Origin of the sequence: Streptomyces sp. NPDC047869, from assembly GCF_040704065.1 — a bacterium.
In the GTDB taxonomy this organism is placed as follows: Bacteria; Actinomycetota; Actinomycetes; order Streptomycetales; family Streptomycetaceae; genus Streptomyces.
Genome location: NZ_JBEYRK010000003.1, coordinates 282,445 through 305,451, shown reverse-complemented (window position 1 = coordinate 305,451; position 23,007 = coordinate 282,445). Strand labels below are relative to the sequence as shown.

At 71.8% G+C, this 23,007-nt stretch carries 22 protein-coding genes and 2 tRNA genes; 13 read left to right on the top strand and 11 right to left on the bottom strand.

From position 1 onward, the window contains the following. Positions 1-21: 21 nt before the first annotated feature. The 3 genes from AB0924_RS06110 to AB0924_RS06100 all read right to left on the bottom strand — a co-directional run bounded on the left by AB0924_RS06110 (position 22) and on the right by AB0924_RS06100 (position 2,491). Positions 22-1,053, bottom strand: coding sequence for an SEC-C domain-containing protein (locus AB0924_RS06110; RefSeq protein WP_366910769.1), 1,032 nt, complete (start codon positions 1,051-1,053; stop codon positions 22-24). A gap of 68 nt (positions 1,054-1,121) precedes the next feature. Then, a complete protein-coding gene (locus AB0924_RS06105; protein WP_366910768.1) occupies positions 1,122-1,880 on the bottom strand; it encodes a DUF2182 domain-containing protein in 759 nt (252 codons plus the stop codon). Continuing rightward, positions 1,877-2,491: a DUF1326 domain-containing protein gene (locus AB0924_RS06100; protein WP_358930507.1), complete on the bottom strand. Its 615-nt coding sequence runs from the start codon at positions 2,489-2,491 to the stop codon at positions 1,877-1,879. Before AB0924_RS06100 ends, AB0924_RS06105 begins: the two co-directional genes overlap by 4 nt. Before the next feature lie 254 nt (positions 2,492-2,745). Here AB0924_RS06100 and AB0924_RS06095 point away from each other — a divergent pair, with 254 nt between their 5' ends. The 3 genes from AB0924_RS06095 (at position 2,746) to AB0924_RS06085 (ending at position 4,932) form a co-directional block, all read left to right on the top strand. Next, positions 2,746-3,090: a DUF6412 domain-containing protein gene (locus AB0924_RS06095; protein WP_366910767.1), complete on the top strand. Its 345-nt coding sequence runs from the start codon at positions 2,746-2,748 to the stop codon at positions 3,088-3,090. 126 nt (positions 3,091-3,216) lie between these two features. Further along, complete coding sequence (locus tag AB0924_RS06090; RefSeq protein WP_366910766.1) at positions 3,217-3,933, top strand: YidC/Oxa1 family membrane protein insertase; 717 nt, start codon at positions 3,217-3,219, stop codon at positions 3,931-3,933. Positions 3,934-4,074: 141 nt separating this feature from the next. Next, positions 4,075-4,932 carry a fumarylacetoacetate hydrolase family protein gene (locus AB0924_RS06085; protein ID WP_366910765.1) on the top strand — a complete coding sequence of 286 codons (858 nt, stop codon included), beginning with the start codon at positions 4,075-4,077 and terminating at the stop codon, positions 4,930-4,932. A gap of 174 nt (positions 4,933-5,106) precedes the next feature. Here AB0924_RS06085 and AB0924_RS06080 read toward each other — a convergent pair whose 3' ends face one another. The 3 genes from AB0924_RS06080 to AB0924_RS06070 form a co-directional block, all read right to left on the bottom strand. Then, positions 5,107-5,991 (bottom strand): LLM class F420-dependent oxidoreductase, encoded by an 885-nt coding sequence (locus AB0924_RS06080; protein ID WP_366910764.1) that lies wholly within the window; start codon positions 5,989-5,991, stop codon positions 5,107-5,109. 92 nt (positions 5,992-6,083) lie between these two features. Continuing rightward, complete coding sequence (locus AB0924_RS06075) at positions 6,084-6,584, bottom strand: heme-degrading domain-containing protein (RefSeq protein ID WP_366910763.1); 501 nt, start codon at positions 6,582-6,584, stop codon at positions 6,084-6,086. Continuing rightward, on the bottom strand, positions 6,584-7,657 hold the full coding sequence (locus AB0924_RS06070) for a Gfo/Idh/MocA family oxidoreductase (RefSeq protein ID WP_366910762.1): 1,074 nt from the start codon (positions 7,655-7,657) through the stop codon (positions 6,584-6,586). Before AB0924_RS06070 ends, AB0924_RS06075 begins: the two co-directional genes overlap by 1 nt. A gap of 56 nt (positions 7,658-7,713) precedes the next feature. On the opposite strand from AB0924_RS06070, the gene AB0924_RS06065 reads away from it, so the two are divergent. The 6 genes from AB0924_RS06065 to AB0924_RS06040 all read left to right on the top strand — a co-directional run bounded on the left by AB0924_RS06065 (position 7,714) and on the right by AB0924_RS06040 (position 13,724). Then, on the top strand, positions 7,714-8,904 hold the full coding sequence (locus tag AB0924_RS06065) for an ROK family transcriptional regulator (protein ID WP_366910761.1): 1,191 nt from the start codon (positions 7,714-7,716) through the stop codon (positions 8,902-8,904). A gap of 431 nt (positions 8,905-9,335) precedes the next feature. Continuing rightward, entirely contained in the window at positions 9,336-10,223 is an 888-nt protein-coding gene (locus tag AB0924_RS06060; protein WP_366910835.1) for a hypothetical protein, read from the top strand. Positions 10,224-10,367: 144 nt separating this feature from the next. Beyond that, entirely contained in the window at positions 10,368-11,147 is a 780-nt protein-coding gene (locus AB0924_RS06055) for an HAD-IIA family hydrolase (RefSeq protein WP_358930526.1), read from the top strand. A gap of 96 nt (positions 11,148-11,243) precedes the next feature. Continuing rightward, on the top strand, positions 11,244-11,882 hold the full coding sequence (locus tag AB0924_RS06050; RefSeq protein ID WP_366910760.1) for a hypothetical protein: 639 nt from the start codon (positions 11,244-11,246) through the stop codon (positions 11,880-11,882). A 15-nt stretch (positions 11,883-11,897) separates the two neighbouring features. After that, complete coding sequence (locus tag AB0924_RS06045) at positions 11,898-12,566, top strand: class F sortase (protein ID WP_366910759.1); 669 nt, start codon at positions 11,898-11,900, stop codon at positions 12,564-12,566. Positions 12,567-12,692: 126 nt separating this feature from the next. Next, positions 12,693-13,724, top strand: coding sequence for a glycoside hydrolase family 6 protein (locus AB0924_RS06040; RefSeq protein WP_366910758.1), 1,032 nt, complete (start codon positions 12,693-12,695; stop codon positions 13,722-13,724). Between the two features lie 88 nt (positions 13,725-13,812). Here AB0924_RS06040 and AB0924_RS06035 read toward each other — a convergent pair whose 3' ends face one another. The 4 genes from AB0924_RS06035 to AB0924_RS06020 form a co-directional block, all read right to left on the bottom strand. Further along, on the bottom strand, positions 13,813-15,750 hold the full coding sequence (locus AB0924_RS06035; RefSeq protein ID WP_366910757.1) for a kelch motif-containing protein: 1,938 nt from the start codon (positions 15,748-15,750) through the stop codon (positions 13,813-13,815). Further along, positions 15,747-17,732: a glycosyltransferase family 2 protein gene (locus AB0924_RS06030; protein WP_366910756.1), complete on the bottom strand. Its 1,986-nt coding sequence runs from the start codon at positions 17,730-17,732 to the stop codon at positions 15,747-15,749. The genes AB0924_RS06035 and AB0924_RS06030 overlap by 4 nt, the downstream gene beginning before the upstream one ends. A gap of 313 nt (positions 17,733-18,045) precedes the next feature. Then, the gene (locus AB0924_RS06025) at positions 18,046-18,768 is read right to left on the bottom strand and encodes a FadR/GntR family transcriptional regulator (protein WP_358930538.1); all 723 of its coding nucleotides are present in this window, start codon (positions 18,766-18,768) and stop codon (positions 18,046-18,048) included. 165 nt (positions 18,769-18,933) lie between these two features. Next, positions 18,934-19,007 (bottom strand) — tRNA-Lys (locus tag AB0924_RS06020). Between the two features lie 184 nt (positions 19,008-19,191). Here AB0924_RS06020 and AB0924_RS06015 point away from each other — a divergent pair. From AB0924_RS06015 to AB0924_RS06000, 4 genes are all read left to right on the top strand, one after another. Next, positions 19,192-20,259 (top strand): peptidoglycan-binding protein, encoded by a 1,068-nt coding sequence (locus AB0924_RS06015; protein ID WP_366910755.1) that lies wholly within the window; start codon positions 19,192-19,194, stop codon positions 20,257-20,259. Positions 20,260-20,371: 112 nt separating this feature from the next. Beyond that, on the top strand, positions 20,372-21,514 hold the full coding sequence (locus AB0924_RS06010; RefSeq protein WP_366910754.1) for an SPFH domain-containing protein: 1,143 nt from the start codon (positions 20,372-20,374) through the stop codon (positions 21,512-21,514). Between the two features lie 117 nt (positions 21,515-21,631). Further along, the gene (locus AB0924_RS06005; RefSeq protein ID WP_358930544.1) at positions 21,632-22,237 is read left to right on the top strand and encodes a lytic polysaccharide monooxygenase; all 606 of its coding nucleotides are present in this window, start codon (positions 21,632-21,634) and stop codon (positions 22,235-22,237) included. Between the two features lie 122 nt (positions 22,238-22,359). After that, positions 22,360-22,824, top strand: a complete 465-nt coding sequence (locus tag AB0924_RS06000) for a DUF3592 domain-containing protein (RefSeq protein WP_358930589.1) — start codon at positions 22,360-22,362, stop codon at positions 22,822-22,824. Between the two features lie 82 nt (positions 22,825-22,906). On the opposite strand, the gene AB0924_RS05995 is transcribed toward AB0924_RS06000, so the two are convergent. Next, positions 22,907-22,980: transfer RNA gene (locus AB0924_RS05995), tRNA-Lys, on the bottom strand. Between the last annotated feature and the right edge of the window lie 27 nt (positions 22,981-23,007).

Sequence of the window (23,007 nt, the reverse complement as noted above, 5' to 3'; positions counted from 1 at the left end):
CGTTCCGTTGGGTTCAGTCCGTTAGACGGCTGCCACGAGGTCCGGCGTTCCGTGGCAGTCCCCGTACGCTCGCCCCGAGCCGCACCAGCAGTGTGCTGTGCGCTGCGGCGGCCAGGCCACGGCGCGGCCGCGGGCGGCGAGGGTCGTGGCGTACTGGGGCAGGAGGGTCGCGTCGGACGGGCTCGAGCCCTCCGAGGCGGCGAAGGCCTCGTACGACGGGACCGTGCCGGTGACGATGCCCAGGTTGGGCGTGCCCGAGGACGCCAGTTCGCGCAGGGAGGCCTCTATGGTCGCCAGGTGGGCGTCGTGGGAGGGGTACTCCGCCGCCAGGCCGGCGTAGGCCGCCAGCAGTTCCGTCAGTTCGGGGGCCGGCCAGTGCAGGACGGCCACCGGGAACGGGCGGGAGAGGGCCTCCCGGTAGGCGCCCAGTTCGGCGTTGAGGCGGGAGATCTCGGCGGCCAGTTCCGCCGGGTTGTCCGAGCCCAGGGACCAGACCCGCTTCGGGTCGTGGAGTTCGTCCAGGGAGACCGGGGAGGCGTGGAGGCTGTCCGCGAGGGCGTCCCAGTCGTCGTGGGGCAGGCCCAGCATGCGGCGGACGCGGTGGCGGCCGTAGAGGAGGGGGTGCGTGCCGTACGGGGGTTCCGTGCCGTCCGGCAGGAGGAGGGTCGCCGCCTGTGTGAAGGTCTGTTCCGCCGCCTCCAGCTCGTCGTGCGACTCCAGGGACTCGGCGACGATCACCCAGGGGGCGGGGTCGCGGGGCGCCGACGCGCGGATGCCGTCGATGATCGCCCTGGCCTCCGCCTCGTGGTCGTACTCCCACAGGTTCGAGGCCTTCAGGGCGCGGACGAGGTGGGGGTTCTCCAGGGCGTCGGAGGAGGACAGCAGACGGTCGTAGAGCGTCGTCGCGGCGGGGCGGTCGCCGGACAGTTCCAGATGGGCCGCGGCGCGCAGGAGCAGGGCCTCGGCATCCTCGGGGTACAGGCCGGCGGTCCGCTCCAGGCGTGCCGCTTCGGCGGTGTGGTCGACGTTCTCGGCAGGCGTGTCGGGGCGCATGGGTGACACCGTACTGCCGACCGGTGACACAGGTGGAGTACGCGGTTTCCCGGCGGGCGCGGCCCTCCTCACATTCCGGTCATGCCGCCACCTGTGAGGGCCGGGGCCAGCGCCGGAACCCAGAAGACGGCGACGGCCAGCGCCAGCGAGGCGACGCCCACGGCGCGGGCCACCAGGTGGCCGGCGGGGGCCAGTTTCTCGATGGAGATCACGGCGGCCAGGACCACCATGGCCCACAGGTTCATCACACCGAAGGCCGCCAGCACCACCATCAGCGACCAGCAGCACCCCAGGCAGAAGGCTCCGTGGTGGAGTCCGGCCCGCAGGTCGCGCGAGGGTGCCGGGTACGAGGCGTAGCGCAGCATCATCCCGATCGGTGAGCGGCACCTCGCCAAGCAGCGGTCCTTGAGAGGCGTGAGCTGGTAGACACCGTTCACCACGAAGACCGCTGCGGCCACAACGGTCCCCGCCGTGGCGGGGAGGCTCGTCACCCGGCCCAGGGCGGCGGCCAGACCGTAGGCCGGCAGCCCGGCCGCGGCCCAGACAAGCAGGTAGGCGACGGTGAAGACGACCATGCGCGGCGCCCGGTGAACGGTGATGGTGCGCGCGTACAGCCCGGCGACGGGTGCCGTGGCGGGCAGCATCATGGCCGCCATCATCAGCGTCCACACGGCGAGAAAGCCGGGCAGGCCCACACCCATGGTTCCGGGCATCGCCTGCGTGCCGCCCCAGCGTGTCACCATCCAGACCCAGGCGGCGGCCGCCGCGACCAGCAGCAGTCCCGCGGGCCCCGCGCTGCGGCGGACGGTGACCGGCCGACCGGTCACGCGGACCACGTGAAGGGCGCCGAGTGGCCGTTGCCGCCGGAGAAGTCCCAGGACCGGCCGTAGACGCCGTTGCCCGTCGCGCGGCTGGACCGGGCAATGGTCAGCGTGCTGTTCACCGGGTGGAACATGCCGGTGAGGCCCATCACGGGGCCGTCCTCGCCGAACTGCGGTGCGACCTGGTCCTCGATCTCGATGTCGATGGCGTCGCCCACCCGCGCGGCATGGCGGCGGCCGTCGTCGCGGTAGTCGATGGGGACGCGCTCCACTCCGAGGACCTCGCCGATGAGTGGGGTGAGCGCCGCCATCGGCCCGCCGGCCTGACCGGAGAAGACCTTGCCCAGCGCCTCCGCCTGGCCGTCGTCGGCCGAGGCGTCGAGATACAGCGCCACCTGCCAGCCGCCGTCGGCCATGACCCGGGGCGCGTCGATGAACACGGCGGCGTTGCGGCCGGCGACGTCCACCCCGTCCACGTTCCCGCTGTCCACGTGGAACGCGAAGGTCACCTGGCAGCGCTCGTGGTCGGCCGGTGCGGTGAGGCCCGAGGTGGTGCAGGGGCACACCACGTCGCAGTTGCAGCTCTCCAGATACGTGCCGTTCAGATTCCAGGGCATGGCTTTCGCCTCCCTCGTCACGTCCCCCCGGTTCCGTGTCCCCCGGTGAAATGCGTCGGGGGGCCTGGGCCCTTTCGGTCCCCGTGCCGCTCTTCTCCCAGGCTATTCCCGAGGCCGCCCGCCCCGCAGGTCCGCTGCCGCCCCCCGAGGCCCGTTCCGCCCAGTTCCGCGAGTGCGGAACCAATGTGGGCGGTGCGGGCGTTGTGACGATGAGGGGGCCGGGAAACGGTCCGGCAGGGGAGACAGGGGGTGCCGTGATCAGCCGCAGCCGCAGCCGCAGCCTCGTCGCGCGTCCGCCCGCTCGCGTCGCCCTCCTGCTGGTCCTGGTGCATCTGTTCCTGCTCCAGGCCGCGCTCCTCGACACCGGCAGCCTGTCCGCCGCCGTCGCCCTCGCCGCGACGGCCGCCGCCGGGTCCGCGCTCACCGCCTGCGCGATGCTCGCCGGCCGCTGCGCGCCCGCCGTCCCGCGCCACCGGGTCCGTACCGCGATACGCGACCGGGCCCGACGTACGGCCTTCCTGCCCCAGCGCGACCCCGACGCCCCCGGGCGCCGCCGGCCCCGGGCCCCCGGAAACGCCCTCGCGACGATCCGCGTGTAGGGCACCCTCTTCACCTTCACCGACGAGACCGCCGGTCCCCACCGGTGCCCTCGCGCGGGTCGTCATGCCGCCCTGCCCACTCCGGTCACACCGGCACCGACGCATCCCGTCCCGAAGGGTCCACCCATGTCCGTCTTCGCCCGCCTCGTCGAGCAGCTCGCCGACCTGCTCCAGCCGCTCTTCCACGCCTCCGCCGCGGCCGCCGCGATCGTCCTGTTCACCGCTCTGGTACGACTGCTCGTGCATCCCCTGTCCCGGGCCACCGCCCGTGGCCAGCGTGCCCGCGCCGAACTCCAGCCGCGGATCGCCGAGCTGCGCGAGAAGCACGCCAAGGACCCGCAGAGGCTGCAGAAGGCGGTACTGGAGCTGCACGCCGAGGAGAAGATCTCGCCGCTCTCCGGCTGCCTGCCCAGCCTGCTCCAGCTGCCCGCCTTCTTCCTCCTCTACCACCTGTTCTCGAACACCTCGATCGGCGGCGAGAGCAACGAGCTGCTCACGCACTCGCTGCTCGCCGCGCCGCTCGGCGGCCGCTGGACCGACGCCCTCGCCGGCGGCGGGGTGTTCGGGCCGGCCGGACTCATCTATCTCGCTCTCTTCGTCCTCGTGGCGGCCGTCGCCGTCTTCAACTACCGGCGCACCAAGCAGATGGCGGCGAAGAACCCGGTCACGGTGGCCGCCGGGGACGGCGGGCAGGTGCCGGGACTCGCGGCGGTCGGCAAGGTGATGCCGTTCATGTCCTTCTTCACGCTCGTCACCGTGGCGGTCGTACCGCTCGCGGCCGCGCTGTACGTCGTCACCAGCGCGACCTGGAGCGCGCTGGAACGGGCCGCGCTGTACCGGTGAGCGGGGCCCGGCGCGGGCCGGGGCTACGGTCCAGTACCTGAACAGGGTCTTGTGGACTGGACAGCGGACTTGGAGGATCGACCAGCCCTGCGATGGCTGCACCCATCCGCCGGGCGCCCGCGATCGAGGGAGATGGTGACCATGAAGCTGCTGCGAGTCGGTACGGCCGGAGCGGAGCGCCCGGCGCTGCTCGACGCCCAAGGGACCCTGCGCGACCTGTCGGGAATCGTGGACGACATCGACGGCGCGCTGCTCGCCGACGACGGCGCGCTCGGCCGTGTCCGGGCGGCGGCCGATGCCGGTGAGCTGCCCGCGCTGGACGCGGCGGGGCTGCGGATCGGGCCTCCCCTCGGCCGGATCGGCAAGATCGTGTGCATCGGACTCAACTACCACGACCACGCCCGGGAGACCGGCGCGGAGCCGCCCACCGAGCCCGTGATCTTCTTCAAGGCCCCGGACACGGTCGTCGGGCCGGACGACACCGTGCTGGTGCCGCGCGGGTCCGGCAAGACCGACTGGGAGGTGGAGCTGGCCGTCGTCGTCGGGCGCACGGCCCGCTATCTGGAGTCGGCCGAGGAGGGGCTCGCGCATGTCGCCGGGTACGCGGTGGCGCACGACGTGTCCGAGCGGGAGTTCCAGATCGAGCGGGGCGGCACCTGGGACAAGGGGAAGAACTGCGAGACGTTCAACCCGCTGGGCCCCTGGCTGGTGACGGCGGACGAGGTCCCGGATCCGCAGGCGCTCCGGCTGAGGCTGTGGGTCAACGGGGAGCTGAAGCAGGACGGGACCACGGCCGAGCAGATCTTCCCGGTGGGGGAAGTGGTGCGCTACGTCAGCCAGTTCATGACGCTGTACCCCGGTGACGTCATCAACACCGGTACCCCGGCCGGGGTCGCCCTGGGGCAGCCCGACCCGAAGCCGTTTCTGCGGGCCGGGGACGTGGTGGAGCTGGAGGTCGAGGGGCTGGGGCGGCAGCGGCAGGAACTGAAGGACGCGTAGGCGCTCCGCTGGGGGGTGGGGGACTGCGGTTGGTTTGCGGCTGCGGGTGGGTCCGTGGCTGGTCGCGCAGTTCCCCGCGCCCCTTACGGAGCCACTCAGGTTGTGGGTCGGGTGCGGGTGGGTTGTGGTTGGTCGCGCAGTTCCCCGCGCCCCTTTCGGGGCGCGCCGCTGTGGTTATCGCAGGAGGTCGGACAGGCGGCGCCAGGCCTCGCGGGGGAGGGTGTTTCGGTCGCCGGTGTCGACGATCTGGAGGGCTACGTGGTCGGCGCCTGCCTCGTGGAAGGCGGTGATCTGGCTGCGGATGCGGTCTTCGGGGCCCCAGGCGTAGAGGGCGTCGATCAGGCGGTCGCTGCCGCCCGCGGTCAGATCGGCCTCGGTGAAGCCCAGGCGCTGGAAGTTGTTGGTGTAGTTGGGCAGCGCCAGGTACATCGCCAGATGCTCTCGGGCCAGGGTGCGGGCCTTGGCCGGGTCCGTCTCCAGGACGACCTTGAACTCCGGTGCCAGTAGCGGCACTTCGCCCAGGATCTCGCGGGCCCGGGCAGTGTGCTCGGGGGTGACGAGGTAGGGGATCGAGCCCGCCGCCCGGTCGCGGGAGAGCTCCAGCGTCTTCGGGCCGAGGGCCGCCAGGACCCGGCGCCCGGCCGGGACACCGGCCTTGTCCAGCGCGTCCAGGTAGGAGACGAGCGCGGAGTACGGCCGCCGGTACTGCTCCGCGAGCTTGGCGTGGCTCACGCCGAGGCCGAGCAGGAAGCGGCCGGGACGGACCGACTCCACCTCGGCGAAGGCGGCAGCGCTCTCCTCGGCCTCGTACTGCCAGATGCTCTGGATGCTCGTGCCGACGGCCAGCCGGGACGTCGCCTCCAGGAGCGGGAGGGCGTGCCGGGGTGCGCTGCTGCCGCCCAGCCAGGCCGCTCCGTACCCGAGTTGCTCCAGTTCCGCGGCGGCCTCGGCGATCTCGCCGCGCAGGGCCGGGTCCTCCGAGCGCAGGCCCACGCTCCAGACGCCGTACCTGCCGACGGTCTCCTTGGCGGTGCTCGCGTCGTTCGTCGACTCGCTCATCGGGTCACTTCCCTCCGGATGGGTGGCGTGCTGTGATCATCGTGCACGTCGGTCCCAACCGGAGGGAGCCGCGCGGTAATCCCGCCGGCGGGCTACTGGCCGAGGAACTGCTCCAGCGCCTCCACGACGAACCGGTGGTCCTGGAGCTGGGGCAGACCGGAGACCGTCACCGTGCCGATGACGCCCACGTTCTCGACGCTGACCGGGAAGGAGCCGCCGTGCGCCGCGTAGGCGTCGGCGTCCAGGCGGGAGGACTCCTCGAACGTCGTGCCCTTGGCCCGGAAGCGGGCGCCGACCAGGTACGAGGAGGCGCCGTAGCGCTCCACCACCCGGCGCTTGCGGAGGATCCAGGCGTCGTTGTCGGGCGTGGAGCCGGGCAGGGCCGCGTGGAATAGCTGCTGGCCGGCGCGGTGGATGTCGATGGCGACCGGGGCCTGGCGGTCCCGGGCCAGCTCGACCAGCAGCGAGCCGAGCGCCCACGCGTCGTCGTAGGTGAACTGCCGAAAGACCAGGCGGCGTTCCTGGGCCTCCAACTCCTCCACGCTGGGGGTGATCTCGGGGGCGAACTTCGGGGTGATCTTGGGCTGGTGCATCAGAGGGTCACCGTCACCTTGTCGCGGGCGGACCGGCGGGCCGCCTCCAGTACGTCGAGAGCGGCGGCCGCTTCGAGGGCGGGCACCGGGTTGGGGCCCGCGCCGGTCAGGGCCGCCGCCACGGCCGCGTAATAGGCGGGGTAGTCGCCGGAGAGGGTCGGTACGGGGCGGCCGCCGCCGGTCATCGGGGACTCACCGGCACCGAGCCGGCCCCACAGGGACTCGGGCTCCGTGCCCCAGTCGGCGGTGGTGCCGGGGCGCTCGTTCGCGCGCAGGGCCGCCTCCTGCGGGTCCAGGTCGTACTTGACGAAGCCGGCCTGCGAGCCCAGCACCCGGAAGCGCGGGCCGAGTTGGGCCGTGGTCGCGGAGACGTAGAGGTGGGAGCGGACGCCGTTCGCGTGGGTGAGCGCGATGAAGGTGTCGTCGTCGGTCTCCGCGCCCGGGCGGCGGATGTCCGTCTCGGCGTACACCTCGGTGACCGGGCCGAAGAGGACCAGGGCCTGGTCGACGACATGGCTGCCGAGGTCGTAGAGCAGACCGCCGATCTCCGCCGGGTCGCCGGACTCGCGCCAGCCGCCCTTCGGGCGCGGGCGCCAGCGCTCGAAGCGGGACTCGAAGCGCCAGACGTCACCCAGCTCCCCCTTCTCCAGCAGGGCCTGCAGGGTCAGGAAGTCGTTGTCCCAGCGGCGGTTCTGGAAGACCGACAGCAGCAGGCCGCGCTCCTCGGCGAGAGCGGCCAGCCCCCGCGCCTCGGCCGCCGTGCCCGCGACCGGCTTGTCCACGACCACCGGCAGGCCCGCCTCCAGGGCGGCGGTGGCCAGCGGGACGTGGGTCTTGTTCGGGGAGGCGATGACGATCAGGTCCAGCTCGCCGGCGCGGCCGAACAGCTCCTCTGGGGTGCCGGCGACACGGACGTCCGGGAACTCGGCGCGGGCCTGCTCCTGCCGCTCCGGGTTCGAGGTGACCACCGTGTCCAGGGTGAGGCCCTCGGTGGCCGCGATCAGCGGGGCGTGGAAGACGGAGCCTGCGAGGCCGTAGCCGATCAGGCCGACGCGGAGGGGGGTACCAGTCATGCCCTCTACTTTGGCAACGCTGTTGCCAAAGTGCAAGCGGCGAGGACAATGGGGGGATGGGTGGCGTGAGCAGGACGAAGAGCGGACCGGTCGGAGCGAACCTGTTCGCGGTGCGGTCCCACAACACCGCGCTGGTACTGGACCTGCTGCGCGGCGCCGGGACGGCGGGGATAAGCAGGCTGGAGCTGGCCGAGCGGACCGGGCTGACCCCGCAGGCCGTCAGCAAGATCACCGCGCGGCTGCGGGAAGCGGGATTCGCGGCGGAGGCCGGGCGCCGGGCGTCCACCGGGGGCAAGCCGCGCACCGTGCTGCGGCTGGTGCCGGAGGCGGGGCACGCGGTGGGCGTGCACCTGGACCGGGACGAGCTGCGGGCGGTGCTGGTGGATCTCGACGGGGCCGTGGTGGGCGAGCGGCGCGCCGCGCTGGACCTGGGGGGCGGGGCGCGGGCCGTGCTGGGGGTGGTCTCGGCGGAGGTGTCGGGGCTGGTGGCGGAGGTGCTGGGAGGTCACGGAGCTTCCGGGGGCCTTCCTGGGGGGCTCGCCGGTGTCGGCTCGCTGCTCGGGGTCGGCGTGGCCCTGCCCGGGCCGCTCGACCATGCGCGGGGGGTGTTGCACCGGGTCACCGGGTTCCCGGAGTGGGACGGGTTTCCGCTGCGGGACGCGCTGGTGGAGTGGCTGGGGGTGCCGGTGGTGGTGGACAAGGACACGAACGCGGCGGCTCTGGGCCTGTCGGTGGGCGTGTGCGGTGGTGCGGGCGGTGGTCGCGAGGGGAGCGAAGGCGGCGGCTCGTTCGCGTATCTGCATCTCGGTACGGGGCTGGGGGCGGGGCTGGTGATCGGCGGGAACGTGCACCGGGGCGTGCGGACCGGGGCGGGGGAGTTCGGACACCAGGTCGTTCAGCTCGACGGGCCCGCGTGCGAGTGCGGGAACCGGGGGTGTGTGGAGGTGCTCTGCCTGGGGGCCGTGGCGCGCGGTGAGGTGCGGGAGGCGGCGCGGGTGCTGGGGGTGGGGGCGGGGAACCTGGCCGGGCTGCTCGACATCGATCTGGTGCTGCTCGGGGGGCGGACCGTGGCGGCGGCGCCGGAGGTGTTCGTGGAGGGGGTCGCGGAGGTGCTGGCTGCTCGGGCTCGGCGGGAGGGGGTGGCCGGGGGGTGTGTGCCGGTGCGGGTTGTCGGTGGGGAGCGGGTTGTGGCTGAGGGGGCTGCGCAGTTGTTGCTGGCGCCGGTGTTTGGGCGGGTGGTGGGGTAAGGGGTGCCCCGCTTGGCGGTGCTTGGCAGTGCGCGGTGTTGGTGCCGACCCGGGGTGTTGCCCCTGCCCGCGCTTGTAGGTGCCCGGTGCTGGTGCGGGCCGGGACGCGTTTCGCTTGCCCGCGCTCGCAAGGTGCCTCCCCCACTCTCGGCTTCGCTCGAGCGGGGGGACCCCCATCGCCACCCGTGCCGCCCTGGGGGTCCCCCCAGGCCCTTGAGGCACTGGGGGAGGCACGCATGCCCGCAGCTAAGCGGCTCGGTGCCCGCAGCTCCGAATGCCCGCAGCCGGGTGAAAGCCGCGGGCATTCGGGCGGGGTCGCGGAGTGGCGGGCCGGGGTCGAAGGGGTTTTCCGGGATAGTCAGGTGTTTATGCGACTGTGTGCGTGCCTGTCCCTGTCCCTGGGTCTTGCCGCAGGCGCCGTGTCCGTGCCCATGCCGTCGGCCGCTGCCCAGGCGGACGCCACGTGTGCGGTGTCCGGCGACCGTGCCTTTCCGCTGGCCACCCGCATCCACGGCGGGCCCGGCGCCTACGAGGCGGGCGGTGGATTCGGCACCTGGTTCCTCGATCTCACCAACTCGACCAGCCGGACCTGCACCGACCTCCACCCGGTCGTCGTGCTCGTCGACGACAAGCGCGCCCTGAAGCCGTCCCAGCCCAAGCTGGAGTTCTACGACGGCACCCGCACCCTGCCCGTCGGCTTCGAGAGCACCGACGCCCAGGAGCTGGTCGGCGTGCTGGACGCGGAGGGATTCGACGGGTTCACCGTGCCTCCCGGCAAGACCGTCACCGTCAAGCTCAGGCTCTCCCTCACCTCCGACACCGTGCCCGACCGGATCACCGCGAACGCCGCCGTCGTCCAGCGCCGGGGCGCGGACGGCGACTGGGTCGGTGAGTCCAACGACTACCGCTTCACCGTCGACGGCGGGGGGAACGGGCGACAGCCGGACGAGGAGCGGGAACCGGAACAGGAAGGGGACGGGACGCGGACCCCCGGAGACGGTGACGCGACCACCGGTCCGGACAGTGGCGCGAGTCCGGGCGGTACGGCGAGTCCCGACGACAGTGCCAGTCCCGGGGCGGCGGCGACCCCCGTCAGCTCGACGGGCACCGGCACCGGCACCGAGCCCCGGCCGACGGCCGGCGGTGCCGATCCGGGTACCAGCGCGCTGCCCTTCACCGAGGCCGCGCAGCAGGCCGGCGAGCGGGCCCGGGAGCTCTCGCGGACCGGGATCGGGCTCGCCCACGGGCTGCTCGCGGCCGTCACCGTGCTCCTCGTCGTCGGCGGCGGAGCCTTCCTACTGGCCCGCCGGCGCCGCTGAGGGCGGTTCCGCCTCCCCCGTTCAACTGACCTGCGACCTGCCCGGGTCAAGATCCCGGCCGTCTGATTAGGCTGGGGGCGTCGGTACGCCGTGGTTCCGGCGCCCCCCTTTCTTGACCGTACGCACGTCAGGAGACGCAAACGCATGGCAGACCGCAAGCCCATCGAGTCGTGGCTCACCGACATGGACGGCGTCCTGATCCACGAGGGGGTTCCGATCCCCGGTGCCGACGCCTTCCTGAAGAAGCTGCGCGACTCGGAGCGGCCCTTCCTGGTGCTCACCAACAACTCCATCTACACCGCGCGCGACCTGCACGCCCGGCTCCGGCGGATGGGCCTCGACGTGCCGGTGGAGAACATCTGGACCTCCGCCCTGGCCACCGCCCAGTTCCTGGACGACCAGCGGCCCGGCGGCAGCGCCTACGTCATCGGCGAGGCCGGTCTGACCACCGCGCTGCACGACATCGGCTACATCCTCACCGACCACGAGCCCGACTTCGTGATACTCGGCGAGACCCGCACGTACTCCTTCGAGGCCCTGACCAAGGCCGTGCGGCTGATCAACAACGGTGCCCGGTTCATCGCCACCAACCCCGACAACGTCGGCCCCTCGACCGACGGCGACCTGCCGGCCACCGGCTCGGTCGCCGCCCTGATCACCGCCGCCACCGGCAAGAAGCCGTACTTCGTCGGCAAGCCCAACCCGCTGATGATGCGCGCCGGGCTCAACGCGATCGGCGCGCACTCGGAGACCTCCGCGATGATCGGCGACCGCATGGACACCGACGTCCTGGCGGGCCTGGAGGCCGGGATGCGCACCTTCCTGGTGCTGACCGGCGTCACCCAGCCGAAGGACGTGGACCGCTACCCCTTCCGGCCCTCGGAGGTCGTCGACTCCATCGCGGACGTGGTCGACCTCGTCTGAGGCCCCGCCCGATCACCTGTTCGGAGTAATCGCGTGCCTCCCGAGGATGCGGAGGCACCCGGTACGGGGGAGCCTCCCAGTATCTGGAGGTTCACGATGGGCTCACAACGCCTCACTCTCGGTACCGGGACTCTCTGCGCCGGACTGCTCGCCGTCACCGCCTTCACCACGGCCGCCTGCGCCGCCGTCGGCGGCCAGGGGAACTCCCTGACGGCCGACGGCGGCAAGGAAGTCTCCGTGACCCCGGTCTCCCCGGCCCCCGGCACCGATGTGTCGCTGCGAGTGCGCGGCTGCAGTGCGGCGCGGGCCGTCGCCACCTCGAAGGCCTTCGTCGCCGACGCACGGCTGACGTCGAACATGGGCATCCTGAACGGCGACACCCGCGTGCGGGCCTCGGTCGCGCCGGGCGTCTACGACGTGCGGGTCACCTGCGCCGACGTGGCGCTCAACAGCAGGATCACCGTCGGGCGCACGGGCGCGGGCCTGGCGCAGCAGCAGGGGGACGCCACTGGCGACACCGGGCAGCCCACCGGCCCGTCCGGGGCGCTCACCACGGCCGCCTCGCCCGTCGCGCCGGTCGCCGCGGGCGGTGGCGGCACCGCGCACTTCGCCACGGTGGCCACCGACGGGTCCGGCCCGGGTGCCGGGCAGACGGTGACCGGCCTGGCCCTCGCCGGGGTCGCCGCGGCCGCGGTCGGGCTGCGCAGGGGCCGCCGGAGCCCGGGCACGGACTGAGCGCGGGCAGCGGCCATGTCCGACGAGTACGGGCGCAGCTCCGCCACCGGACGCCTGGTCACCGTCCTGGCCTGGACGCTGCTGCTGTGCGGGCTGTGGCTGTGGGGGCGGGGCGTCACCGGCGTACCGCGGAGCCCGGAGGGGCCCGCCACGGGCGACGTGGCCGGGATCGGCCGCGCCGAGGCGGTCCGGTTGCCGCCCGCGGCCACGCCGCTCACGGCCGCGGTTCCGCAGCGCCTCGACATCCCCCAACTGGCCGTCACCGCACCGGTCGTGGCCCGGGGGCTGGACGCGCGGGGCGCCATCGAGCCGCCTCCGTTCGACCAGCCGGGAGTGGTCGGCTGGTACGGCTCCGGGACCAAGCCCGGCGCGGTGGGGACCGCGCTGCTGGTCGGACACGTCGACACGGAGACCCGGCCCGCCGTCTTCTACAAGATCAGCACGCTCAAGCCGGGTGAGACGGTCCGGGTGGTCCGCGCGGACGGCCGGGTCGCCCGCTTCACCATCGACGACGTACGTGTCCTGCCCCGCGACGACTTCGACGCCAGGACGGCCTACGGGCCCCGGAAGCAGGGCCGCGCCGAACTCCGGCTGATCACCTGCGGCGGCACCTTCGACCGGGCGAGCCGCAGCTACACGGCCAACGTGATCGTGTCCGCGTACCTGACCGGCACCGGCCCTTGACCGCCGGATCCCCCACCCGAGGGCTCCCCTGAACCCCCCGCCCCACAGCCCCAGAGCGACCTCGTGACCGGCCGCGGCGGTGTGCCACGATTGGCACTCGGAACGATGCGCCCAGGGGGGAATCGCATGCACGACAGCAGGGGGGCCCGCATCGCGGCACGAGCTCGGGTACGGGCGTCCGCGGCGGTGCTGGGGGCGGCACTGCTGCTCGCCGGCTGCTCGTCCGGCGGGGACGGCGCGGACGACGCGAAGGCGGACATCGGCCAGCAGCCCAAGTCCGCCGACCCGTTCTGGGTGAACCCGGACGGCAACGCGGCCCGCCAGCTCGCCGCCTACGAGAAGGCCGGCAAGAAGACCGAGGCCGAGCGGATCCGGCGGATCGCCGAGCAGCCGACCGGGGAGTGGATCGGCCCCGAGAACCCCGAGCAGGAGGCCCGCGGCTTCACCGAGGCCGCCGAGAAGGCCGACCGTACGGCCCTGCTCGTCCTCTACAACATCCCGCACCGCGACTGCGGCCAGTACTCCCAGGGCGGCGCCACCGACGGCGACGGCTACCGCGCCTGGATCGACGGCGTGGCCCGGGGCATCGGCGACCGCACCGCCACCGTCGTCCTCGAACCCGACGCCGTCCTGCACCTCGTCGACGGCTGCACCCCGGACGAGGTCCACGAGGAGCGCTACGACCTGCTCAAGGGCGCCGTCGCCAAGCTGAAGTCGCTGAAGAACACCAAGGTCTACCTGGACGCGGGCAACGCCGGCTGGGGCCACCCCGACCAGATCTTCGAGCCCCTGCGCCGGGCCGGCGTCGACCAGGCCGACGGGTTCGCCGTCAACGTCTCCAACTTCTACTCCACCGAGGACTCCATCGCCTACGGCAAGCAGCTCTCGGCGAAGGTGGGCGGCAAGCACTTCGTCGTCGACACCAGCCGCAACGGCAACGGCCCCTACACGGGCGGCGATCCGGCCCAGCGGTGGTGCAACCCGCCCGGCCGGGGGCTGGGCCGGACCCCGACGACCAGGACGGACGACCCGCTGATCGACGCCTATCTGTGGGTCAAGCGCCCGGGGGAGTCGGACGGCACCTGCAAGGGCGGCCCGAAGGCGGGCCAGTGGTGGGCCGGTTACGCCCTCGGGCTGGCCGAGGCGGGCAAGCGGTAGCGAGCGGAAGGGGCGCCCTCCCGTGCGGAGGGCGCCCCTTCGAAGCCGAGGAACGCGGCTGCGTACCTTCGGGCCCGCGGAACCCCGGTCAGGGAACCTTGACCCACTGGGCCTTGCTGGGCGTCCCCTGGTCGTCGTCCACGAACAGCATGTACCAGCCGGACTGCACCAGGTTCCGGTTCTTCGGCACCGTCACGGTGATCTTGTCGCCCGACGTGGTGAAGTCCAGCGCGACGGACCGCTGGTCCACGTCCGTCACATGGGTCGAGGCGCTCGGCCGGATCAGCCGCACCTTCTTGATGCTGGAGGTGTGCGCCGAGGTGAACGTCCCCGAGGCGCCCCGCGCGATGGTCTGCGGCCCGCCACTGAGCGACGGCCGCGAACCCCGGTACAGGTACGGCGGGGTGTAGATCTCGATCCGCTGCTCGAACTTGCCGGGCTTGGTGTTGGCCGCGTCCGCGTACAGCGAGTCGGACCCGAAGAACATCACCCGTCCGTCCGGCAGCAGGATCGACCCGGAGTGGTAGTTGCGGCCCACCAGCGGATCGGCGACCTCGGTGAAGCTGTTGCTGTCCGGGTGGTACATCCGGGCCTGCAGGATGTCGGAGTCGCCGCGCCCCCGGTAGTCCTCCGAACCGCCGGACACCAGCACGGTGTCGTCGGGCAGGATCGAGGTCTGCGGATACCGGGTGCCCTTCGCCAGTTCCGGCCCGTCCACGAACTCGGGGTTCTTCGCCTTGAGGTCGATCAGCCGGGTCTTCCTGCTGGACCGCTTCGACTCGCCGACCCCGCCACCGCCGACCACCATGAACTTCTCGTCCTGGGCCGGAGGCAGCAGCACCGTCCCGGACGTCTCCATCAGGTCGGCGTCGCCGAGCCCCGGCAGCTTGGTGAACTTGTTGGTGTCCACGTCCCAGACACCGGGCTTGCGGCCCACGTTGTCCGGTCCGTAGCCCGCGTTGGAGCCCGAGTAGAAGACCTTCCCGTTCTGCATCAGGAACAGCGCCGGGTACGTCGGGAACTGCCGGAGCTTCGAGGTGTACGACCACTTCTTGGTCTTCGGGTCGAAGACCTCGTTCTTGCCCGGCACCAGCTGGCCGATGTCGTCCAGTCCCGAGACACTGAGGACCTTGCCGTCGGACAGGGTGGTGAGCGTCGGATACCAGCGGGCCTCGTTCATCGGGTCGACCTTGATGTACCGCTCGGCGACCGGGTCGAACTCGTAGGCGTCGCGGATGCCCTGGAAGTCCTTCTTGTCGAGGGCGAGCTTCTGCGCGATGCCGTACGTGTTGCGCGCGTCGGCTCCGCTCAGGCCCTGGATCCGGTAGTTGTCCTGGGTGCCGGTCTCGTACTTGGTGCCGCTGCGCTGCGCCTCGACGTAGATGCGGCCCAGGCCCGGGTCGTTGCGCAGGAAGACACCGGTCTGCGGGTCGAACACCTTCTTCGCGCGGGGTACCAGCACCGGGTCCTTGGAGACGAAGGTCTTGCCGTTGGTCTTGCCGCTGAACCGGGTGCCCGCGGGCAGCGTGATCGGCTTGTCCGGGTTCTCGTTGTGGACGATCATCAGGCCGCCGGCCTTGGTGACGTCGCCCTTGAGCTTCTCGTACCGCCTGGTGCCGCCCGCGATCAGCAGGTTGCCGTTGGCGAGCTGGGTGTGCCCGGTGCAGAACAGGTCGGTGGGCGTGGGAATCTTCTTGATCGTGCCCTTGACCGGGTCCCAGATCCGGGTGTCGAACTGCTTCTTGTCGAAGTTGTCCTGGTTGTTGCCCGAACCCGCGACCAGCAGCACCTTGCCGGTGTGCAGCAGTGCCGCGTGGATGGTGTCCTGCCGGTACTCCGGTGGGAACTCGACGATGTCCCACTTGCCGTTGGAGGCCTTGTACTCCGGCTTGTTGATCTTGTACTGGTGGTACTGCTCGGTTCCGAAGCGGTAGAGCCACGGCCCGTTCATCCCGGCCAGCGCGACTACCACCGCCGTGCCTATCGCGAGTCGACGAGCACGGCGGCGGCCGGCCTGGTCCTTCATTCCTTACGTCCCCCAAGTCCACCAAGGGCGATCTGCATGGTCTGGTCGTTGCCCGCGGCCGGGCCCGAGTGGCCGGTCCGCTGCTGCGGGACCGGCGGCACCTGGGCCGCGTACCGCGGAGGCACCGCGTCCTGCGGCTCGGCCGCCGGGGCGGGCGCCGGCGCACCGGCGGCGTGCCGGGGCCCGTTCTTCTGCTGCCGCAGCTCATGGCGCCAGACGAAGACCGGTGCCGCGGTGATGAGCAGGGCGAACGAGGCCCAGGTGATCATCGCCGGGTGGGAGTGCCCGAGGGCGAGTCCGGCGACGATCGAGGCGCCGAAGATCGCGATGAAGTACCAGTGGTACCGAAAGGTGCCGAACCAGGTGTCCGGGCTCGCCGAGTCGCCCTTGGGCGTGACCACGAACTTGCTCTTGCGGCGCAGCACCGAGTCGATCAGCGCCTTGGCGTACAGCGGCGCGGACAGCGCCGACATCACCATGCCGGCCACACCGCCGGAGCCCTCCGGCTCGTGCGGGGAGACGTTGTGCCGGCGGTTCCAGATGTACAGGCCGATCTGGAGCGCGGAGGCGTTGCCGTAGAGCATCAGCCACACGGTCGGGTCGATGTTCACACCCGAGGCGCCCATTCCCAGGAACAGGGCGCAACTCAGCGCCGCCAAAATCCAGTTGAGGGCGGACATCGGGTAGAAGATGATCATCATCGTGTAGTTGAAGAGCTTGCCGGGCGGCAGGGTGAAGAAGCCCTTCCAGTACTGCTTGAGGATCGTCTCGTACGTACCCCGCGACCAGCGCATCTGCTGGGTGAAGAAGTCCGTCCAGGCGTTGGGGCCCTCACCGACCGCGAGCACGTCCGGGGTGTACACGGACTTCCACTTGCGGCCCGTGGCCGGGTTCGTGGCGCGGTGCATCTCGAACCCGGTGGCCATGTCCTCGGTGATCGAGTCGTACAGACCGCCGATCTGCTTGATCGCCTTGATGCGCACGGCGTTCGAGGTGCCCACGAACATCGGGGCGCCGTACCGGTTGCCGGCCCGCTGGATGAGCGCGTGGAAGAGGAACTGCTGCGACTCGGCCGCCTTGGTGACGAACGTGTCGTAGTTGCCGTAGACCTGCGGGCCGATGACGAAGCCGACATCCGGGTCACGGAAGTAACCGAGCATCCGCTCCAGGTAGTTGGGCAGCGGCACGTGGTCGGTGTCGACGGAGGCGAAGAAGTCGTAGTCGCCGCCGTGCGCCTCCAGCCAGGCGTTGTAGTTGCCGTGCTTGGTCTTGGCGCGGTGCGGGCCCTTGGCCTGGTTCCACCGGGCGACGCCCTTGCGGGAGAAGTGGCGGACGCCGAGCCTGGCGCAGACCTCCTTGACGGCCGGGTCGTCGCCCTCGTCCAGCAGCCAGACGTGCATCAGGCCCCGGTGACGGAGTTTCACGGCCGCCTCGAGCGTCTTGGTCACCATCTCCAGCGGCTCCTTGCCGGGCACGAAGGAGGTGAGGAACGCGACGCGCGTGCCGGTCTCCGGCACCACCGGGACCGGGTCGCGGGCGACCAGGGTGGCGTGCGCGTTGGACAGCACGTTCATGCAGCGGAAGAACTCGATCAGGCCGATCGCGACCAGCATCACGATGTCCAGCGCGGGCAGGAAGTCGTAGGCGGGATAGTCGCGTTCGGTCCAGTGCTCCGGCTGGAGCAGCCAGAACAGCAGCACCAGCGAGAGCACCGGGGCCGCGCCGAGCATGAGCGCGGCCCGTACGCGGTGCGGTTCCTGGGAGAGCAGCGAACGGTACTGCACCTGGTAGGGCTTCGCCGGGTCGGGCTGGGTGAGGGGACCCGAGAGGCGGCTGTAGTGCTCGTAGTCGTATCTGGGCAGGCTCTTCTTTATTCGGCGGAACTGGCCGGTCCGATGCGTCACCGCACGAAGCTGTGTGGTCTGTGACGGGTCGTTGTGTTGTTCCTGGCTCTGCCCGGCGCCCGTCGGCGTGGACGTCATGAGTCATCCCCCTGCACGCGAGTCACCGCGTGTTTCGTCGGTTCTTACCGCCCGGTCGGGGTCCCCTCGGCCGTCACAGGCGGACATAGTGGTGGGTCGCAGTCACCATGTCCTGCACACCTTATAGACACGGGATCACGACCTTCCGGTTGCATGATGCCCCCCTCGGCATCAGCTCACTGAGCGGGGCCCCCTCCCCGCCGGCAGGCAACCGGTTGCTTCCCCCCAACTGCCGCGAAGACGCGACTTGGTGACAACCAGGGTTCTACGGCGTCCAGCGTGATCGCAAGACGGGAAACATGGAGTTTACCGGTCAAACCCGTTGATTGTGGCGCGGGTGGTGTTCGGGGGGCTCGGGTGCGCCGATGGGGGAGAGCCGGGCGCGGATATGGCCGAAGTGGTCTCTTATGGCCTCCTCCGCGCGCACGGAATCGCCGGACCTGACCGCGTCCAGGATCTCCCGGTGCTGCCGGCAGGTGACCCGCGGGTCCTGCGGCACCTCCAGCAGATCCCGCCGGACGCGGTGGAAGGCGTCCCAGAACGCCTCCAGCACCTCGCTCAGCAGTACGTTGTCCAGCCCCCGGTAGAGGGTGGCGTGAAAGGCGCGGTCGGTCTCGGCGAGGCCCGCCCCTTCGGCGGCCTCCTGTTCCATACGGGTGACGAGGGCGTCCAGTTCAACGAGGTCGGACTCCGGCAGCCGTCCGGCCAGCCGCGACACCAGTCCGGTCTCGACGGCCTCGCGCAGCTCCAGCAGCTGCAGCAGGGAGTCCTCGCCCCGGCAGTGCCCGGCCACCGTGCGGAAGGCGAGCCCTTCGATCATGGGGGCGAGCGACATGGGGCCCACGTAGGTGCCGAAGCCGTGCCTGATCTCCACGATGCCCATCGCCTGCAGCGCCTTCAGTGCCTCGCGCACCGAGTTCCGGCTCGCCCCGAGGAACTCCATCAGCTCGGGCTCGGTCGGCAGCGGGGCGCCCGGGGGCAGCCGTCGGTCGACGATGAGCTTCTTGATCCGCTCCTGCAGGTCCCGGGCTGCCATGGCGAGAGGGTATCCGGCCAATCGGGGGGACGGCCGGGTTCCGGCTCGGGATGCCGGTCACCGCGGCTGGGGGGAGAGCCCCCGCGGCGCGTGGCGAAGCCGCGCGGAAACAGAGATGGCGAGGTGGTTCGCGCTTCACGCGAACACTCCTCGCCATCGTCATAGTGCGCCGCCAGGGACTCGAACCCCGGACCCGCTGATTAAGAGTCAGCTGCTCTAACCAACTGAGCTAGCGGCGCCTGCTGACGAGAGAACTCTACCCGACCGGCCCGAGTGCTCCCGACCATGTGCTGCGCACGGGGGAGCCGGTCATACGGGATGTACATCGTTCGGACCGTCAACATGCGCACCGTGACGACAGTTGTGAAACTGATCAACGTGCACAGTGGCGGACATTTCCACCCCGAATGTGAGGCAGATCGCATGACTGCTCCGGCGTTCGAAGAGGTCGACCCCGGGCGCGACTGCGACTGCCCGGCCTGCGTCCATGTACGGCGGGCCGGCTCCCGCCCGCTGTACGGACGTTTCGGCGGCCACCTGGCGGCCCGGGGGGTGGTGATCGTGGCCGCCGCCGCGTCCGCCGCCCTCGGCGCGCTCACCCCGGCCGCCGCTCTCACCGCGCCCCAGTCCCCGCACCGCCCCGGTGACCCCGGGGACGGCGAGCCCGCCACCCCGCAGGGTGCCAAGTCACCGCTGCACGGGCCGGCCGGGCCCCTGCCCGATCCGGCCACCACGCCTCCGGCCACGCCGCCCCCCGCCACCCGGACCCAGATCATCAACCGGGCGAAGGTCTGGGTGGCCGCAAAGGTGCCGTACAGCATGGAGGACTACTGGAGCGACGGTTACCGGCAGGACTGCTCGGGCTATGTGTCCATGGCGTGGGGGCTGGGCTCCAACGAGTGGACCGGCAGCCTCGACCAGTACGGCGTCAAGATCACCAAGGAGGAGCTGCTGCCCGGCGACATGCTGCTCTTCCACAATCCGGACGACCCCGAGCGCGGCTCCCACGTCGTGCTCTTCGGCGGCTGGACGGACTACACGCACACCTACTACACGGTCTACGAGCAGACACCCCCGAACGCCCGCAGCCAGGCCACGCCGTACCCCTACTGGAGCAACGCCTCCAAGTACGTTCCCTACCGCTACAAGGGCGTCGTCGCGGACACCGCGGGTGCGCAGGCGGCGAGCGACGGCAAGGCGCCGCGGCCGGTCACCGGACGGACGGGCCCGCCCCGGCCCGCCTCGCACGGGGTGCCCGGCTACCCCGGCCGGGCCCGGTTCCGTCCGGGCGAGGTCAACGCGTACGTGACCGAACTGGGGGAGCGGCTGGTGAAGAAGGGGTTCGGCCGCTTCTACCCCACCGGTCCGGGTCCGCGCTGGGGCGACGCGGACCGGCGGGCCGTGGAGGCCTTCCAGCGCGGCCAGGGCTGGCGCGGCGGGGCCGTGGACGGCTACCCGGGCCCGGAGACCTGGCGCCGCCTGTTCTCGTAGACCCCGTAGTCCCGCTGTCCCGGCCGTCCGGTTCCCGCGGTCCGTCCCGACCGTTCCCCGTCCCACCCTTTCTCACTGTCATGACGCATCTGGCGCGGAGGCTGGAGCACGCATGAGTACGACCACGTCACACACGTCGGAGTCCGAGGAGCAGCCGGAGAGCGCGGGGCGCCCGGCAGGTGGCACGGCCACCCGCCCGGCCCGGCTGATCCAGAACGAGGCGACCACCGAGATCCCCGTCCATCTGCTGTTCCGCGACGAACCGGAGGCGGTGTCGGTGCCGGTGCGGCCCGCGGTGGTGGGCCGCCGGCAGGGCACCGGCGAGCAGCCGCGGTTCCGGCGCCCCATCCCGGCCCGCAGCCGGACGGCGCCGCGCCTGGATCCGGAACTGGCGGAGCGTCCGGCGCGGGTGCTGCCCGGTCTGGCCGGGGTGCTGGCCGGCGCGGGCGGGCTCGTGGGCGGACTGGTCACCTCGTGGTGGGCGGGCGTCCTGCCGCCGCTCGCCGCGGGGGCGCTGCGCCTGCCGCCGTACACCGGCGCCGGGCTCGGTCCGGCGCAGTGGGCGGCGTTCGCCGGGTCCGGGGCGCTCGGTGCGCTCGGCTTCGGCGGGCTGGCCCGGGGCCGCACCGGACAGGCACGGCTGCTCGGGCTGTTCGGCTGCTACCGGGGGACGGTCCGGCGCACCGGCCTGCTCTGGGTGAACCCGCTGCTGCGCCGCCGCCGGGTGGATGTGCGGCTGCGGCACTGGCGCAGCGAGGTGATGCCGGCGGCGGACGCCAACGGGGTGGCGTTGCGGGTGGTGGTGCTGGTGGTGTGGCGGGTGCGGGACACCGCGCGGGCCGTGCTCGGCATCGACGACCACGAGACCTATCTGCGGGAGTGCGTGGAGGCGGCGCTGGCCCGGGTGCCGGTGGAGATGCCCGCCGGGGCGGGCGGCGGTGCGGCGGCGGCCGGGGAGGCGCTGACCCGGCTGGTGGTGGCGGACGCGGCGCCGATCGGCCTTGAGGTGTTCTCGGCGCAGCCGGTCCGGGTGGAGTACGCCCCGGAGGTGGCCGCCGCGATGGACCGGCGCCGGATCGCGGCCCTGGACGCCCGGGAGCGGGCCGGGATGCTCAACTCGGTCGTGGACTCGGTGGAGGACACGGTGACCCGGCTGACCATGCGCGGCCTGGTCGAACTCGACGACTACGAGCGCAAGGTGCTCGTCCGGGACCTGACGGTGGCGTTCTGCTCGGGGCGCGGGGAGCGCGTGTGACGGGCCTGGGGATTGGTCTGGACATGTTCAAGGTACGGCAATAATCTGTGACTTGGTCTAGACCTACTGCACGGCTCAGCTCAGTGAACATCCCCCACGTTCTCCAGGAGCGGCAGCATGCGCACCAAGACCAAGTTGACCGCAGTCGTGCTGGGCGTGGCGACCGCCGGAGCCTTCGCGCTCTCCACCGGCGGCGCCAGCGGGCACGGCTACACCGACCTCCCCGTCAGCAGGCAGAAGCTCTGCCAGAACGGCACCGTGACGAACTGCGGCTCGATCCAGTGGGAGCCGCAGAGCGTCGAGGGCCCCAAGGGCTTCCCGGCCGGCGGACCCGCCGACGGCCAGCTCTGCAACGGCGGCCTCGGGCAGTTCGCCCAGCTCAGCGCACCGAAGACACCGTCCGGCGCGGCCTGGCCCACGACCCGGGTGACCGGCGGTCAGTCGTACACGTTCCGCTGGCAGTTCACCGCCATGCACGCCACGACGGACTTCAAGTACTACGTCACCAAGCCGGGCTGGAACCAGAACCACGCCCTGTCCCGCTCGGACCTCAACCTCACCCCGTTCCTGACGGTGCCCTACAACGGCCAGCGCCCGCCGGCCACCCTCAGTCACAGCGGCACCCTGCCGTCCGGCCTGAGCGGTCACCACGTCATCCTCGCGGTGTGGACCATCGCCGACACGGGCAACGCGTTCTACGCCTGCTCCGACGTCACGTTCTGAGCACCGTTCCGGTACGGCACGGAAACTGAGGTTCCCTTGAGGCCGGCCGGTCCTACCGCCGGGTAGGTTCCCGCCACGCCGTTCTACCGGCGGCGGCGTACCGACCTCGGGGGAACCTCATGATGGAACTGCTCTTCTACGTCGTGCCCTGTCTCATGATCGCGGGCTTCGGGTTCGCCGCGTACCTGCTGATCCGCCGGGCCCGGCGGATCAGCAGGACGTGGAAGCACGGACTGACCGCTGAGGCGCGCTGTCTGCGGATGTACACGACGACCAGCGGGGGCGGCGGGGACACGTCCGTGCGGACGACCGTCCACCACGTCTACGAGTTCACCACCCGCGACGGCCGCACCCAGCGCTTCGAGGAGGAGGACGGGCCCGCGACCGTCCTCGAGGGCGACTTCGTCACCGTGCGGTACCTCGCGGAGCAGCCCCACCGGGCCACCGCGCTCCCGCCCGCCCGCGCCAGGCTCGCCGTCGGCACCGGCTTCGGGCTGACCTTCCTCGGGGTGTGCATCGCCTTCTGCTCGGTCTTCGTCGTCGTGGCCCACATGATGTTCACCGAGGCGGGCGGCCTGATGCCGTGATCCGTGCGGTCCGGCGGTGGACCGCACGCCGGACCGGGGCACGCCGAAGGGCCCCTCGCCGAGGCGAGGGGCCCTTCATCTGTGCGCCGCCAGGGACTCGAACCCCGGACCCGCTGATTAAGAGTCAGCTGCTCTAACCAACTGAGCTAGCGGCGCATGACTCTCGCCTTCCGCTTCCCGCGG

What these genes read in the sequence shown, in the direction of transcription:
- AB0924_RS06055 (WP_358930526.1), top strand. Translation starts at nt 10,368, where the DNA reads ATGGCAGACCGCAAGCCCATCGAGTCGTGGCTCACCGACATGGACGGC.
- AB0924_RS06045 (WP_366910759.1), top strand. Translation starts at nt 11,898, where the DNA reads ATGTCCGACGAGTACGGGCGCAGCTCCGCCACCGGACGCCTGGTCACC.
- AB0924_RS06080 (WP_366910764.1), bottom strand. Translation starts at nt 5,991, where the DNA reads ATGAGCGAGTCGACGAACGACGCGAGCACCGCCAAGGAGACCGTCGGC.
- AB0924_RS06075 (WP_366910763.1), bottom strand. Translation starts at nt 6,584, where the DNA reads ATGCACCAGCCCAAGATCACCCCGAAGTTCGCCCCCGAGATCACCCCC.
- AB0924_RS06070 (WP_366910762.1), bottom strand. Translation starts at nt 7,657, where the DNA reads ATGACTGGTACCCCCCTCCGCGTCGGCCTGATCGGCTACGGCCTCGCA.
- AB0924_RS06100 (WP_358930507.1), bottom strand. Translation starts at nt 2,491, where the DNA reads ATGCCCTGGAATCTGAACGGCACGTATCTGGAGAGCTGCAACTGCGAC.
- AB0924_RS06050 (WP_366910760.1), top strand. Translation starts at nt 11,244, where the DNA reads ATGGGCTCACAACGCCTCACTCTCGGTACCGGGACTCTCTGCGCCGGA.
- AB0924_RS06065 (WP_366910761.1), top strand. Translation starts at nt 7,714, where the DNA reads ATGGGTGGCGTGAGCAGGACGAAGAGCGGACCGGTCGGAGCGAACCTG.
- AB0924_RS06085 (WP_366910765.1), top strand. Translation starts at nt 4,075, where the DNA reads ATGAAGCTGCTGCGAGTCGGTACGGCCGGAGCGGAGCGCCCGGCGCTG.
- AB0924_RS06010 (WP_366910754.1), top strand. Translation starts at nt 20,372, where the DNA reads ATGAGTACGACCACGTCACACACGTCGGAGTCCGAGGAGCAGCCGGAG.
- AB0924_RS06005 (WP_358930544.1), top strand. Translation starts at nt 21,632, where the DNA reads ATGCGCACCAAGACCAAGTTGACCGCAGTCGTGCTGGGCGTGGCGACC.
- AB0924_RS06015 (WP_366910755.1), top strand. Translation starts at nt 19,192, where the DNA reads ATGACTGCTCCGGCGTTCGAAGAGGTCGACCCCGGGCGCGACTGCGAC.
- AB0924_RS06040 (WP_366910758.1), top strand. Translation starts at nt 12,693, where the DNA reads ATGCACGACAGCAGGGGGGCCCGCATCGCGGCACGAGCTCGGGTACGG.
- AB0924_RS06030 (WP_366910756.1), bottom strand. Translation starts at nt 17,732, where the DNA reads ATGACGTCCACGCCGACGGGCGCCGGGCAGAGCCAGGAACAACACAAC.
- AB0924_RS06035 (WP_366910757.1), bottom strand. Translation starts at nt 15,750, where the DNA reads ATGAAGGACCAGGCCGGCCGCCGCCGTGCTCGTCGACTCGCGATAGGC.
- AB0924_RS06025 (WP_358930538.1), bottom strand. Translation starts at nt 18,768, where the DNA reads ATGGCAGCCCGGGACCTGCAGGAGCGGATCAAGAAGCTCATCGTCGAC.
- AB0924_RS06060 (WP_366910835.1), top strand. Translation starts at nt 9,336, where the DNA reads ATGCCGTCGGCCGCTGCCCAGGCGGACGCCACGTGTGCGGTGTCCGGC.
- AB0924_RS06090 (WP_366910766.1), top strand. Translation starts at nt 3,217, where the DNA reads ATGTCCGTCTTCGCCCGCCTCGTCGAGCAGCTCGCCGACCTGCTCCAG.
- AB0924_RS06000 (WP_358930589.1), top strand. Translation starts at nt 22,360, where the DNA reads ATGGAACTGCTCTTCTACGTCGTGCCCTGTCTCATGATCGCGGGCTTC.
- AB0924_RS06110 (WP_366910769.1), bottom strand. Translation starts at nt 1,053, where the DNA reads ATGCGCCCCGACACGCCTGCCGAGAACGTCGACCACACCGCCGAAGCG.